Origin of the sequence: Pseudomonas fluorescens (assembly GCF_000968015.1) — a bacterium.
GTDB classification, from domain to species: Bacteria; Pseudomonadota; Gammaproteobacteria; order Pseudomonadales; family Pseudomonadaceae; genus Aquipseudomonas; species Aquipseudomonas fluorescens_W.
The window spans coordinates 73,355-86,025 of the sequence record NZ_LACH01000035.1; the positions used below are offsets into that span (position 1 = coordinate 73,355).

Here is a 12,671-nt window from a genome sequence, read left to right on the forward strand (position 1 = left end):
GATTTATTCGGGGTTTGTGCGGTCCTAGGACCGTACTTTCGCCAGAAAGCCGTGAATCAATGAAAAACAGTTGCCTGGCCGGATTGGCAACCTGAGGAGTAAGCACTAGAGTATGCGCGCGCAAAACGGGCTTGAGCCTTTCGCACTTCGTTGTCGCGTTTATTACGAGGACACCGATGCGGGCGGCATCGTGTATTACGTCAATTACCTCAAGTTTATGGAACGGGCTCGAACCGAGCGGCTCCGGGAGCTGGGCTTTGCCCAATCCCAGCTTGCAGGTGAGGACCTGTTGTTCGTCGTGCATTCCAGCGAAGCGCGTTACCACGCGCCGGCGCGACTGGATGACGAACTGCTGGTAAGCGCTGAAGTAATCGAATTGAACCGTGTCAGCCTGCGCTTCAAACAGCAGGTCAGGCGGGCTACGGATAATGCGCTGCTCTGCGAAGGGCAGTTTTTGGTGGCCTGTGTGCGCACTAACAGTTTGAAACCCCGGGCCATTCCCGAAGCTCTACGTGCGGCCTTTGCCGACGTGAGCGGCGCGGGTACACACTCAAAGCAGGAGATAAAGCGTGGAAGCTAACGTCGTCGACCATTCCTCCATGTGGAGCCTGGTCAGCAATGCCAGTATCGTGGTGCAACTGGTAATGCTGATCCTGGTAGCCGCATCGGTGACCTCATGGATCATGATCTTTCAGCGCAGCAACCTGCTGCGCGCCGGTCGACGTGCCCTGGAGAGCTTTGAAGAGCGCTTCTGGTCGGGTATCGACCTGTCCAAACTCTACCGTCAGGCCGGCAGCAACCCTGATCCGGATTCGGGCGTAGAGCAGATCTTCCGTGCCGGCTTCAAGGAATTCTCCCGTCTGCGCCAGCAGCCAGGCGTTGACCCGGAAGCGGTCATGGAAGGCGTGGCCCGTGCCATGCGCGTCGCCATTTCCCGCGAAGAAGAAAAGCTCGAGCAGAGCCTGCCGTTCCTCGCGACCGTAGGTTCCGTCAGCCCGTACATCGGTCTGTTCGGTACTGTCTGGGGGATCATGAACTCCTTCCGTGGTCTGGCAACTGCCCAGCAAGCGACCCTGGCCACTGTGGCTCCAGGTATCGCCGAGGCACTGATTGCAACCGCGATCGGTCTGTTCGCCGCCATCCCGGCCGTTATCGCTTACAACCGTTTCGCTGCTCGCAGCGAAACCTTGCTGGGCCGTTACTACACCTTCGCCGATGAATTCCAGGCGATCCTGCACCGCAAAGTGCACACCAGCGAAGAATAAGCAGGTAATTTCCAATGGCTTTAATCGCTCGAGCTCGCAAAAAGCGCAAGCCGGTTGCCGAGATGAACGTGGTGCCTTACATCGACGTGATGTTGGTGCTGCTGGTCATCTTCATGGTGACCGCTCCGATGCTCAATCAGGGCGTGAAAGTTGATCTGCCCAAGGTTTCCAGCGAAGCCTTGCCGCAGGACAACAACACTCAGGTCCTGACCATTTCGATCAAGTCTGACAAGACCTATTACTGGAACCTTGGCAGCGAAGTCGACACCGAAAAGCAGCAGGACAAGGCCATGACCTTGCCGCAGATGACTGACGCCGTGACCAAGATCATTCGCGCCGGCACTGAAGGTGGCAAGCGTACTCAGGTGTTCATCCGCGGTGACAAGACCGTCGACTACGGTTCCGTCATGGGCGCCATGGGCGGGTTGCAGAAAGCCGGGGTCGGTAATGTTGGCTTGATTACCGAGGCACCCTGATGCAGCAAATGCGAGAGCCGTCCGCCTCGGAAAGCTACTTCTGGCCTAGTGTCTGGGCGCTTGTCTTGCACGTGCTGGTTTTTGGCATGCTGTTCGTCAGTTTCGCCTTCACGCCTGAACTGCCGCCGGCCAAGCCGATTGTCCAGGCGACTCTGTACCAACTGAAATCGAAAAGTCAGGCGACCACCCAGACCAATCAGAAGATTGCGGGTGAGGCGAAGAAATCCGCCGCGCGCCAGACCGAAGTCGAACAGATGGAACAGAAAAAGATCGAGCAGGAAGCGATCAAAGCCGCGGAACAAAAGAAGGAAGATGCGGCTCAAAAAGCCGAAGAATCCAAAAAGGCCGACGAGACGAAGAAAGCGGAAGAGGCAAAAAAGGCTGATGAAGCCAAGAAAGCCGATGAAGCGAAGAAGACCGCCGAAGCCAAAAAGGCCGAAGAGAAACAATTGGCTGATATAGCCAAGAAGAAGTCTGAAGAAGAAGCCAAGAAAGCAGCTGAAGAAGAGGCCAAGAAAGCGGCCGCTGAAGAAGCGAAGAAAAAGATCGTCGAAGACGCGAAGAAGAAAGCCGCGGAAGACGCCAAGAAGAAATCTGAAGCTGAAGACGCGAAGAAGAAAGTCGCCGAAGACGCGAAGAAGAAAGCTGCTGCCGATGCTGCGAAGAAAAAATCGCAGGAAGCGGCACGTAAATCCGCCGAAGACAAAAAGGCTCAGGCCCTGGCAGATTTGCTTTCCGACACGCCGCAGCGTCAGCAGGCCTTGGCGGATGAGCAGGGTGACGAAGTCGCCGGTAGTTTCGATGATCTGATTCGTGCTCGTGCAGCGGAAGGCTGGGCTCGTCCACCTTCGGCCCGCAAAGGCATGACAGTCGTGTTGCAAATCGGCATGTTGCCGGACGGTACGGTGACTTCGGTCAGCGTGGCCAAGTCCAGTGGCGATGGTCCGTTCGACGCGTCGGCTGTTGCGGCGGTCAAGAATATTGGACGTTTGACAGAAATGCAGGGAATGAAGCCGAGCGATTTCGCTCCGTATCGTTCATTCAAGATGACATTCACACCTGAGGATCTAGCCTTGTGAGAAACCTTCTTCGAGGAATGCTTGTCGTTATCTGCTGCATGGCAGGGATAGCGGCAGCCGATGAAAAAAACATTCTGGTCACCAGCGGCAGTGATCGGGCCACCCCGATCGCAGTCGTTCCGTTTGGCAACCAGGGCGGCAGCGTGCTGCCGGACGACATGGCCGAAATCATCGGTAACGACCTGCGCAACTCGGGTTACTACTCGCCGATTCCAAAACAGAACATGATCAGCCAGCCAAGCCAGGCCAGCGAAATCATCTTCCGTGACTTCAAGGCGCTGGGTGCCCAGTACGTCATGGTCGGCAGCATTGCTCCTGCGGGCGGTCGCCTGCAGGTCCAATACACACTGTTCAACGTCGCCACCGAGCAGCAAGTGCTGACCGGCAGCGTGTCGGGCAGCGTCGATCAACTGCGCGACATGTCGCACTACATCGCGGACCAGTCGTTCGAAAAACTCACCGGTATCAAAGGTGCGTTCTCGACTCGTCTGCTGTACGTGACTGCCGAGCGTTTCTCCGAGAAGAACACTCGCTACACGCTGCAACGTTCGGACTATGACGGTGCCCGTGCCGTGACCCTGCTGCAATCGCGCGAGCCGATCCTGTCGCCGCGTTTCGCACCGGACGGCAAGCGCATCGCTTATGTGTCGTTCGAGCAGAAGCGTCCGCGTATCTTCATGCAGAACATCGACACCGGTCGCCGTGAGCAGATCACCAACTTCGAAGGCCTGAATGGCGCGCCAGCCTGGTCGCCTGATGGCAATCGTCTGGCATTCGTACTGTCGAAAGACGGCAACCCGGACATCTACGTGATGAACCTGGGGTCGCGTCAGATCACTCGTGTCACCAACGGTCCTGGCATCAACACCGAACCGTTCTGGGGTAAAGATGGTTCGACCATCTACTTCACCTCGGACCGTGGCGGCAAGCCGCAGATCTACAAAACCAGCGCAGGCGGTGGTGGTGCGGAGCGTGTGACCTTTATCGGTAACTACAACGCCAACCCTAAGCTTTCGGCTGATGAAAAGACCCTGGTGATGATCCATCGTCAGGAAGGTTTCACTAATTTCAAGGTGGCGGCCCAGGATTTGCAGCGCGGAAGTGTAAAAATCCTCACTGATAGCACTCTGGACGAGTCGCCTACTGTTGCGCCCAACGGCACCATGGTAATCTACGCCACCCGCCAGCAGGGCCGGGGAGTCTTGATGCTCGTGTCCATTAATGGACGCGTAAGGCTCCCGCTTCCTACCGCACAAGGCGAAGTCAGAGAACCTTCCTGGTCCCCTTACCTGAACTGACGCGGCGCTACACGTTGTACTTAACACATTGGGGTTCATTAGGAGTTTCACGATGGAAATGCTGAAGTTTGGTAAATTTGCTGCGCTGGCTCTGGCCATGGCTGTAGCTGTAGGTTGCTCGTCCAAAGGCGGCGACAATGCCGGTGAAGGCGCTGTCGATCCAAACGCTGGTTACGGCGCTAACACTGGTGCTGTTGACGGCTCCCTGAGCGAAGAAGCTGCTCTGCGCGCAATCACCACCTTCTACTTCGAATACGACAGCTCGGACCTGAAGCCAGAAGCCATGCGCGCTCTGGACGTTCACGCCAAAGACCTGAAAGCAAACGGCGCTCGCGTTGTTCTGGAAGGCAACACCGACGAACGTGGTACTCGTGAGTACAACATGGCACTGGGCGAGCGTCGTGCGAAAGCCGTTCAGCGTTACCTGGTACTGCAAGGTGTTTCCCCAGCTCAGCTGGAACTGGTTTCCTACGGCGAAGAGCGTCCAGTTGCTACCGGCAACGACGAGCAGTCCTGGGCTCAAAACCGTCGCGTCGAACTGCGTAAGTAATTCGTCATGCGAACGTGCCGTCGTGCTGTAACTGTTCTGGCTCTCAGCCTCGCACCGCTTGCGGTGTGGGCTGCGGTTCCTGTGGTCGATAATGACTCCGGCTATACCAATAGCGGGACTAATAATCCGCCTGCAGGTTACGGTACGAACGGCGCCTATGCCGGGGGAGGGGTTTCGGCCCCTGTCTCGGCACAGGGCGAGCTGTTCAACCAACTGCAATCAATGCAGGAGCAGATCTCGCGCCAACAAGGCATCATCGAAGTTCTGCAAAATGATGTAGCGCGCATGAAGCAAGAGAACCTGGAGCGATATCAGGATCTTGATCGGCGCATAGGAACCGGCGTTGCACCAGCCGCGACTCCTGATAATTCTTCCGCCGGTGGCAGTTTGAATGCCCCCGGTGCAGCAGCGGGCGCAGCCGCAGGAACGGCAGCCGCAGCCGCTCAAGCACCTGCCGCGGGTAGCGAACCGGCTGATCCCGCGAAGGAAAAACTGTATTACGATGCAGCCTTCGACCTGATCAAAGCCAAGGATTTCGACAAGGCCAGCCAGGCTTTTGCCGCATTCCTGCGCAAGTACCCGAACAGTCAGTACGCGGGTAATGCCCAGTACTGGTTGGGCGAAGTGAACCTGGCCAAAGGCGATCTGCAAGGTGCAGGTCAGGCTTTTGCCAAGGTTTCACAGCTGTACCCCAAGCATCCAAAAGTGCCTGATTCGCTGTACAAGCTGGCTGATGTAGAGCGCCGCCTCGGTCATCCCGACAAGGTCAAAGGCATTCTGCAACAGGTCGTGTCGCAATACCCGGGCACTTCTGCTGCTCAGCTGGCTCAGCGTGATCTGCAAAAAATGTAAGGCTGCTTGACCTGTTTCGAAGAAACCCGCGCTTGTCGCGGGTTTTTTCGTTAGAATTCACACCCTTTTTTGAAACACGCTTTTTGGGATCTGCGCGGTGGCGGGGTTCCTTGAAGTGCCTGACGGAGGCGGACAGCCTGTTTAGCTGTTATGCCCGTGGCGACTATGCAAGACACATTGAGAATCACCGAAGTTTTCTACTCGTTGCAGGGTGAAACGCGGACTGCCGGGCTGCCCACTGTTTTTGTGCGCCTGACCGGTTGTCCATTGCGTTGCCAGTACTGCGACAGCGCCTACGCGTTCACTGGCGGAACCATTCGCACGCTCGACGACATCCTCGAGCAAGTGGCTGGTTTTCGCCCGCGTTACGTCTGTGTCACCGGCGGCGAGCCGCTGGCACAACCCAATGCCATCCCATTGCTCAAGCAGTTGTGTGACGCCGGTTACGAAGTGTCACTGGAAACCAGTGGTGCGCTCGACATCTCGGCGGTAGATTCCCGGGTCAGTCGCGTTGTCGACCTGAAAACGCCGGGTTCGAAAGAAGCTCATCGCAACCGCTACGAGAACATCGAACTGCTCACGCCCAACGATCAGGTGAAGTTTGTCATCTGCTCGCGGGAAGACTATGACTGGGCTGTGTCCAAGCTGATCCAGTACGGTCTGGATCAGCGTGCCGGTGAAGTCCTGTTCTCGCCAAGTCATCATGACCTGAATGCTCGGGACCTGGCTGACTGGGTGGTGGCGGACAACCTGCCAGTGCGTCTGCAATTGCAGCTGCATAAATATCTTTGGAATGACGAGCCGGGGCGCTGAAATGACTGAACAACTGAACACTACCGAAAAACGTGCAGTCATCTTGCTGTCCGGCGGCCTCGACTCCGCGACCGTTGTGGCCATGGCTCGCGCTGAAGGCTACAGCTGCTACACCATGAGCTTCGACTATGGTCAGCGGTCCCATGCCGAATTGCACGCCGCTGAACGTGTTGCGCGCGACCTGGGTGTAGTCGAGCACAAGGTGATCGGTCTGAACCTGAATGGCATCGGCGGCTCGGCACTGACCGATAGCAGCATCGATGTGCCGGAAGTGGCGGGGGAAGGTATTCCGGTGACTTACGTGCCTGCGCGCAACACCGTGTTTCTCTCCTTGGCATTAGGATGGGCCGAAGTGCTGGGCGCGCGTGACATCTTTATTGGTGTGAACGCCGTGGATTACTCCGGATACCCAGATTGCCGTCCCGAGTTCATCGAGTCTTTCGAGCGCATGGCCAATCTGGCGACCAAGGCCGGCGTAGAAGGGAATGGTTTCCGCATTCAGGCGCCATTGCAGAACCTGAGCAAGGCGCAGATCGTCCAGGCTGGCGTGAAGCTGGGTGTTGATTACGGGCTGACTGTTTCCTGCTATCAGGCCGACGATAAAGGCCGCGCATGCGGTAAGTGCGACAGCTGCCGCCTGCGTGCAGAAGGCTTTGCGGCAGCCGGAATCAGCGACCCAACACCTTATTTTTGATTTATTTCAAATTAGGTGTTGAATAGTCCTTAAAAATCAGTATTATACGCGCCACCACACAGCGGGTCGTTAGCTCAGTTGGTAGAGCAGTTGGCTTTTAACCAATTGGTCGTAGGTTCGAATCCCACACGACCCACCATTTTTGTAGCAGTTTTAAAAGTCTGGAAGGCCCACGCAAGTGAGGATTTCCGGATTTTTTTTTGCCCGCGATTTGAGCTCGCCCAGTTCCGGGCTGCAACCCGTGACGCAGGTCAGAATCATCTTTTGCATCCACGGGATATTCTGTAGCCTTGCGCAGCTCCAACGTTGTCCGTGCCTGACGATACTCACTCTCCCGGCGGTACCCTGAAGGGGCCGGAGCCGGGTGTATACTCGACTTTCGCGCGAAAGCGCCTGCAGGTCTTGCGAACATGACGCAGATTTCCGAACGCCTTCTGGTTCAAGCCCACCTCGACGCCAAGCAGCCCAAGCCGCTGACTGCCGAGGAGGAGGCCTATTACCGTGCCGCCATCGCTGCCGAGCTCAAGGCTCAGGACGCGGTGCTGGTTGCTCACTTCTATTGCGATCCGGTTATTCAGGCCCTGGCCGAAGAAACCGGCGGTTGCGTCTCCGACTCGCTGGAGATGGCCCGCTTCGGCAATGCTCACCCGGCCAAGACCGTGGTGGTCGCCGGTGTGAAGTTCATGGGCGAGACCGCCAAAATCCTCAACCCTGAAAAACGCATCCTGATGCCAACCCTGGAAGCGACCTGCTCGCTGGACCTGGGTTGCCCGGTGGACGAGTTCTCGGCGTTCTGCGATCAGCACCCGGAACGTACCGTGGTGGTGTATGCCAACACGTCGGCGGCGGTCAAAGCCCGGGCGGACTGGGTGGTGACGTCAAGTTGCGCACTGGAGATCGTCGAAAGCCTGATGGATAACGGCGAAACCATCATTTGGGGCCCGGATAAACATTTGGGCACTTACATCCAGCGTCAGACCGGCGCGGACATGCTGCTGTGGGACGGTGCCTGCATCGTTCACGAAGAGTTCAAGTCCAAGCAGCTCGAAGACATGAAGGCGCTGTACCCGGACGCAGCGATTCTGGTGCACCCGGAGTCGCCGACGGCGGTGATCGAGTTGGCGGATGCCGTTGGCTCCACCAGTCAGTTGATTGCGGCAGCGCAGAGCCTGCCGAACAAGACCTTTATCGTCGCCACTGATCGCGGCATCTTCTACAAGATGCAGCAGCTGTGCCCGGACAAGGTCTTCATCGAAGCGCCAACGGCCGGTAACGGCGCAGCGTGCCGCAGTTGCGCACATTGCCCGTGGATGGCGATGAATACCCTTGAGCGCACGCTCAAGAGCTTGAAGGAAGGGACTAACGAGATCTTTGTCGATCCCGCACTGATTCCACAAGCGATTCGGCCGCTCAAGCGCATGCTCGACTTCACACAGGCAGCGCGGATGAAATTGGCCGGCAACGCTTAAGGGCAAGATCAAAAGATCGCAGCCTTCGGCAGCTCCTACAGGTGTACATCGAACCGTGTAGGAGCTGCCGAAGGCTGCGATCTTTTTTTGTGGACGCTACTTTTGTTTCTTTGGAATCCGCACGAGCTGGGTATTGGAGTAGATGTCATGCCAGCTGCGTTTCTGTTTGTCGAACAGCGACCAGAAGAAACCCAGTCCGACGCACAGCAAGGACGCGATCGACACCGCAAAGCGCAGCAACGCCTGCCACAGGCTGATGGCTGAACCGTCGGCGTTTTGCACGCGGATGCACCAGACCTGCATCCCCAGGGTCTGGCCTGACCAGGTCCAGAACTTGGCGAAGAAACCGAACAGCACAAACAGCAGCACCGTCGACAGCAATGGATCGCCGTCCAGCGCGCCGGCTTCGGTCAAGGCGCGCATCTTGTCTTCGCCGATGATCGCCATCTGAATCATCTTGTAAATGCCGCTGGTGACGATCAGCAGGGCGGTACACAACAAGAAGTCATAGAACATCGCTGCCAGGCGACGGCCCAGGGTGGCGGCGGGAAAGTCGCCCTGGGGTTTGAGCAGGTGTTTCGACATGGCAGCCTCTGGACGGAAAAAAGAAGCCATTTTACGGATTTACGCGCACAAAAAAGCCCCTGATGTCAGCATCAGGGGCTTTTTCGTTACAGAAGATCAGGCTTCTGCTTGTACTTCGTCAGCCTGCATGCCTTTCTGGCCTTGCACAGCAACGAAAGTCACTTTCTGGCCTTCTTTCAGGCTCTTGAAGCCGTTGCCCTGAATAGCGCGGAAATGCACGAACAGATCCGGACCGCTTTCTGGAGTGATAAAACCAAAACCTTTCTCGTCGTTAAACCACTTGACGGTACCGCTCTGACGTTGGGACATTTCTTATTTCCTTTGACGCAAAAATTAATGACAGCCTCCTTCTTGTGAAAGAGTACTGGGGCTGGTTGCAGGAGAGTAAGAAGACGTCGAACGGGATGTAGCTAACTTGTAGGCTACTGCCCAGGTCACGATTCCAAGCGACCCATGCAAACACAGTGAACAAACTCTACGCCAACTACGGGAGAAAAAACAAGCCCTGTGGAGGGCCCGGATTTGCTTGCGTCGGGGCGTTTATGCCGTAACTAGTGTTGGCTTATGCAAGCGCCGTGTTCAATTGTTTTCGATCGTTATAAGCAAAGTTCATAAACGAAGCTTACAGCTAAAGTGATGCACTGTTTTATGGCGGTTGCGTTACACATTAGTGCGCTGTTAACGCAACCGCGTTACTTATAGAAACAGTCAATCAACCGCGGTAGTAGCGTTGTGGAACAAATGGCATTTTGCTTACAAGCAAAGGCACCTTTTTCCCACGAACAATCGCCCAAACCGGCGTATCGAGAGCGATATAAGCACTGTCGACGTAACCCATCGCCAAAGGGCCGCCCAAGGTCGGACCGAAGCCACCACTGCAAACCGCACCAATGATCTCGCCTGCTTCATTGACGATTTCCGCACCTTCGCGCACTGGCGTGCGTTCCTGAGGCAACAGGCCAACGCGCTTGCGGCTGACACCGGCTTGTTGCTGTCCGAACACGGTTTCTGCGCCGGGAAAGCCGCCGGCACGTGCGCCATCAGCGCGACGAGGCTTGGAGATAGCCCACAGCAGGCTCGCTTCGATCGGGGTGGTCTCGGTGTTCATATCGTGGCCGTAGAGGCACAGGCCGGCTTCCAGGCGCAGGGAGTCGCGAGCGCCAAGGCCGATGGCCGCTACTTCAGGTTCGGCCAGCAGGGCGCGAGCCAGGGCTTCGGCGTTGGCGGCCGGTACGGAGATTTCGTAGCCGTCTTCACCGGTATAGCCCGAACGGCTGACAAAGCAGTCCACACCCAGCAGTTTCACGCGGGCGAACTGCATGAAGGTCATCTTCGCCACTTCAGGCGCCAGGCGCGCGAGCACGCTGACGGCGACCGGACCTTGCAGTGCCAGCAGGGCGCGTTCTTCAAACAGCGGCTCGATGGTGCACTGGTCGCCGATGTGTTTGCGCAGATGCGCCAGGTCCTGGTCCTTGCAGGCGGCGTTGACCACCAGGAACAGTTCGTCGTTACCCAGGTTGGCGACCATCAGGTCGTCGAGGATGCCGCCGGTCTCGTTGGTGAACATCGCGTAACGCTGCATGCCCACCGGCAGGTCGATGATGTCGACCGGCACCAGGGTTTCCAGCGCCTTGGCGGCATTGGCGCCGGTCAGACGGATCTGGCCCATGTGCGAGACATCGAACAGCCCGGCCTGATCACGGGTGTGCTGGTGTTCTTTCATCACACCGAGCGGGTATTGCACCGGCATGTCGTAGCCAGCAAACGGCACCATGCGGGCGCCGAGTTCGATGTGCAGTGCGTGCAGCGGGGTTTTCGACAGTTGTTCGGTGGACATATTCAGCTCCTGAAAAAGTGTGCGGATGCGCGTAAGCATCAGCACTCGATAATGTTGACCGCCAAACCGCCACGGGCGGTTTCCTTGTATTTGCTTTTCATGTCGGCGCCGGTCTGGCGCATGGTGCGGATGACCTTGTCGAGGGAGACGAAGTGTTGGCCGTCGCCGCGAAGGGCCATGCGTACCGCGTTGATGGCTTTCACCGAGCCCATCGCGTTGCGCTCGATGCAAGGCACTTGCACCAGCCCGCCAATCGGGTCGCAGGTCAGGCCGAGGTTGTGTTCCATGCCGATTTCGGCGGCGTTTTCCACTTGCTGCACGGTGCCGCCAAGGACTTCACACAGGGCACCGGCGGCCATGGAACAGGCTACGCCGACCTCACCCTGACAGCCGACTTCCGCGCCGGAGATCGAGGCGTTTTCTTTATAGAGAATGCCGATCGCGGCCGCGGTCAGCAGAAACCGCACGACACCGTCTTCGTTGGCGCCGGGGATGAAGCGCATGTAGTAGTGCAAAACAGCGGGGACGATCCCTGCCGCACCGTTCGTAGGCGCAGTCACCACGCGCCCGCCGTTGGCGTTTTCTTCGTTGACCGCCAGTGCGTAGAGGTTGACCCAGTCCAGCACCGACAGCGGATCGCGCAGTGAAGACTCCGGGTTTTTGCACAGTTGCGCATGCAGCGCGGCTGCCCGCCGTTTGACCTTCAAGCCACCCGGCAGGATGCCTTCGTTGCGGCAACCGGCAGCGACGCAGTCTTGCATGACTTGCCAGATTTTCAGCAGACCGGCGCGGGTTTCCGCTTCCGGGCGCCAGGCACTTTCGTTAGTCAGCATCACCTGGCTGATCGACAGACCATAGGTGGTGCAGTGGCCGAGCAAGTCCTTGGCGCTTTTGAACGGGAAGGTCAGCGGTGTGGCGTCTTCAACGATGCGGTCGGCGCCGGCGGCGTCTTCATCGACCACAAAACCGCCGCCGACCGAGTAGTACTCGCGGCTGCGGATTTGCAGGCCCGCGGCATCGAAGGCGCGAAAGATCATGCCGTTGGGGTGATAGGCCAACGGTTTGCGGATCATCGCCAAATGTTCTTTCTCATTGAACGCAATGCTGTGTTCGCCGAGCAGGTTCAAGCGACCGTTGCCACGGATTTCTTGCAGACGGGCGGCGACGGTTTCGGTGTTCACGGTATCCGGGTGTTCGCCTTCCAGGCCCAGCAACACAGCCTTGTCGCTGCCGTGGCCTTTACCGGTGGCGCCGAGTGATCCGTAGAGCTCGACTTTGACGCAGGTGGTCGCGGCCAGCAGCCCTTCGCGGCGCAAACCTTCGGCGAAGCGCGCAGCAGCACGCATCGGGCCGACGGTGTGGGAGCTGGAGGGGCCGATGCCAATCTTGAACAGGTCGAACACGCTTAAAGACATGGTTGTTCTCCGGTTTCTTGTTATAGGTATGGGCGCAATCTGAGACTTGCCACAAAACCCTGTAGGAGTGAGCCTGCTCGCGATAGCGATCTGTCTGTAAACATTTTTGTTGAATGTTAGACCGCTATCGCGAGCAGGCTCACTCCTACAGGGGATCTGTGGTGTTCTTGAAAGAGGGGGCGAGTGAACCCGCCCCCTTATTCGTTTAAGCGTAGCTTTCGATCGACGGGCAGGCGCAGATCAGGTTGCGGTCGCCAAACACGTTGTCGACGCGACCGACCGGTGGCCAGTACTTGCCTTCGATCAGCGACGCAACCGGATACACCGCTTGCTCACGG

15 protein-coding genes and 1 tRNA gene are annotated in these 12,671 nt (G+C 57.6%); 11 read left to right on the top strand and 5 right to left on the bottom strand.

The annotated features are described in order from the left end of the window. Positions 1-112 precede the first annotated feature (112 nt). The 11 genes from ybgC to nadA all read left to right on the top strand — a co-directional run bounded on the left by ybgC (position 113) and on the right by nadA (position 8,496). Positions 113-580 (top strand): tol-pal system-associated acyl-CoA thioesterase, encoded by a 468-nt coding sequence (ybgC, locus tag VD17_RS16830; RefSeq protein WP_008147372.1) that lies wholly within the window; start codon positions 113-115, stop codon positions 578-580. Continuing rightward, positions 570-1,265, top strand: coding sequence for a protein TolQ (gene tolQ / locus VD17_RS16835; protein WP_008147369.1), 696 nt, complete (start codon positions 570-572; stop codon positions 1,263-1,265). The genes ybgC and tolQ overlap by 11 nt, the downstream gene beginning before the upstream one ends. 23 nt (positions 1,266-1,288) lie before the next feature. Further along, positions 1,289-1,741, top strand: a complete 453-nt coding sequence (tolR, locus tag VD17_RS16840; protein ID WP_162556275.1) for a protein TolR — start codon at positions 1,289-1,291, stop codon at positions 1,739-1,741. Next, a complete protein-coding gene (gene tolA, locus VD17_RS16845) occupies positions 1,741-2,820 on the top strand; it encodes a cell envelope integrity protein TolA (protein WP_046054758.1) in 1,080 nt (359 codons plus the stop codon). Before tolR ends, tolA begins: the two co-directional genes overlap by 1 nt. A 17-nt stretch (positions 2,821-2,837) precedes the next feature. Then, on the top strand, positions 2,838-4,118 hold the full coding sequence (gene tolB, locus VD17_RS16850) for a Tol-Pal system beta propeller repeat protein TolB (RefSeq protein ID WP_185753168.1): 1,281 nt from the start codon (positions 2,838-2,840) through the stop codon (positions 4,116-4,118). Positions 4,119-4,170: 52 nt separating this feature from the next. Continuing rightward, positions 4,171-4,668, top strand: a complete 498-nt coding sequence (pal, locus tag VD17_RS16855) for a peptidoglycan-associated lipoprotein Pal (protein ID WP_003178634.1) — start codon at positions 4,171-4,173, stop codon at positions 4,666-4,668. Between the two features lie 6 nt (positions 4,669-4,674). Beyond that, a complete protein-coding gene (gene ybgF, locus VD17_RS16860; protein ID WP_046054760.1) occupies positions 4,675-5,520 on the top strand; it encodes a tol-pal system protein YbgF in 846 nt (281 codons plus the stop codon). A 165-nt stretch (positions 5,521-5,685) separates the two neighbouring features. Then, positions 5,686-6,333, top strand: a complete 648-nt coding sequence (queE, locus tag VD17_RS16865; RefSeq protein ID WP_033057618.1) for a 7-carboxy-7-deazaguanine synthase QueE — start codon at positions 5,686-5,688, stop codon at positions 6,331-6,333. A 1-nt stretch (position 6,334) separates the two neighbouring features. Further along, on the top strand, positions 6,335-7,027 hold the full coding sequence (gene queC, locus VD17_RS16870; RefSeq protein WP_046054761.1) for a 7-cyano-7-deazaguanine synthase QueC: 693 nt from the start codon (positions 6,335-6,337) through the stop codon (positions 7,025-7,027). A gap of 63 nt (positions 7,028-7,090) precedes the next feature. Further along, positions 7,091-7,166, top strand: a tRNA-Lys gene (locus VD17_RS16875). 271 nt (positions 7,167-7,437) lie between these two features. Further along, on the top strand, positions 7,438-8,496 hold the full coding sequence (gene nadA / locus VD17_RS16880) for a quinolinate synthase NadA (RefSeq protein ID WP_033057603.1): 1,059 nt from the start codon (positions 7,438-7,440) through the stop codon (positions 8,494-8,496). A gap of 96 nt (positions 8,497-8,592) precedes the next feature. On the opposite strand, the gene VD17_RS16885 is transcribed toward nadA, so the two are convergent. The 5 genes from VD17_RS16885 to VD17_RS33130 form a co-directional block, all read right to left on the bottom strand. Further along, positions 8,593-9,081, bottom strand: coding sequence for an RDD family protein (locus VD17_RS16885; protein ID WP_046054762.1), 489 nt, complete (start codon positions 9,079-9,081; stop codon positions 8,593-8,595). A 96-nt stretch (positions 9,082-9,177) separates the two neighbouring features. Beyond that, on the bottom strand, positions 9,178-9,390 hold the full coding sequence (locus tag VD17_RS16890; RefSeq protein WP_003175786.1) for a cold-shock protein: 213 nt from the start codon (positions 9,388-9,390) through the stop codon (positions 9,178-9,180). 403 nt (positions 9,391-9,793) lie between these two features. Beyond that, entirely contained in the window at positions 9,794-10,918 is a 1,125-nt protein-coding gene (gcvT, locus tag VD17_RS16895) for a glycine cleavage system aminomethyltransferase GcvT (protein WP_046054763.1), read from the bottom strand. 38 nt (positions 10,919-10,956) lie between these two features. Continuing rightward, positions 10,957-12,333: an L-serine ammonia-lyase gene (locus tag VD17_RS16900; RefSeq protein WP_046054764.1), complete on the bottom strand. Its 1,377-nt coding sequence runs from the start codon at positions 12,331-12,333 to the stop codon at positions 10,957-10,959. Between the two features lie 205 nt (positions 12,334-12,538). After that, positions 12,539-12,671: hypothetical protein (locus tag VD17_RS33130; protein WP_440130572.1), on the bottom strand; the 133-nt coding region annotated here is incomplete at its 5' end.

Bases quoted from the DNA above. Each gene is read 5' to 3' on its own strand.
- gcvT (WP_046054763.1), bottom strand. From the start codon at position 10,918: ATGTCCACCGAACAACTGTCGAAAACCCCGCTGCACGCACTGCACATC.
- VD17_RS16885 (WP_046054762.1), bottom strand. From the start codon at position 9,081: ATGTCGAAACACCTGCTCAAACCCCAGGGCGACTTTCCCGCCGCCACC.
- queE (WP_033057618.1), top strand. From the start codon at position 5,686: ATGCAAGACACATTGAGAATCACCGAAGTTTTCTACTCGTTGCAGGGT.
- ybgC (WP_008147372.1), top strand. From the start codon at position 113: ATGCGCGCGCAAAACGGGCTTGAGCCTTTCGCACTTCGTTGTCGCGTT.
- tolA (WP_046054758.1), top strand. From the start codon at position 1,741: ATGCAGCAAATGCGAGAGCCGTCCGCCTCGGAAAGCTACTTCTGGCCT.
- ybgF (WP_046054760.1), top strand. From the start codon at position 4,675: ATGCGAACGTGCCGTCGTGCTGTAACTGTTCTGGCTCTCAGCCTCGCA.
- VD17_RS16890 (WP_003175786.1), bottom strand. From the start codon at position 9,390: ATGTCCCAACGTCAGAGCGGTACCGTCAAGTGGTTTAACGACGAGAAA.
- pal (WP_003178634.1), top strand. From the start codon at position 4,171: ATGGAAATGCTGAAGTTTGGTAAATTTGCTGCGCTGGCTCTGGCCATG.
- nadA (WP_033057603.1), top strand. From the start codon at position 7,438: ATGACGCAGATTTCCGAACGCCTTCTGGTTCAAGCCCACCTCGACGCC.
- tolB (WP_185753168.1), top strand. From the start codon at position 2,838: ATGCTTGTCGTTATCTGCTGCATGGCAGGGATAGCGGCAGCCGATGAA.
- queC (WP_046054761.1), top strand. From the start codon at position 6,335: ATGACTGAACAACTGAACACTACCGAAAAACGTGCAGTCATCTTGCTG.
- VD17_RS16900 (WP_046054764.1), bottom strand. From the start codon at position 12,333: ATGTCTTTAAGCGTGTTCGACCTGTTCAAGATTGGCATCGGCCCCTCC.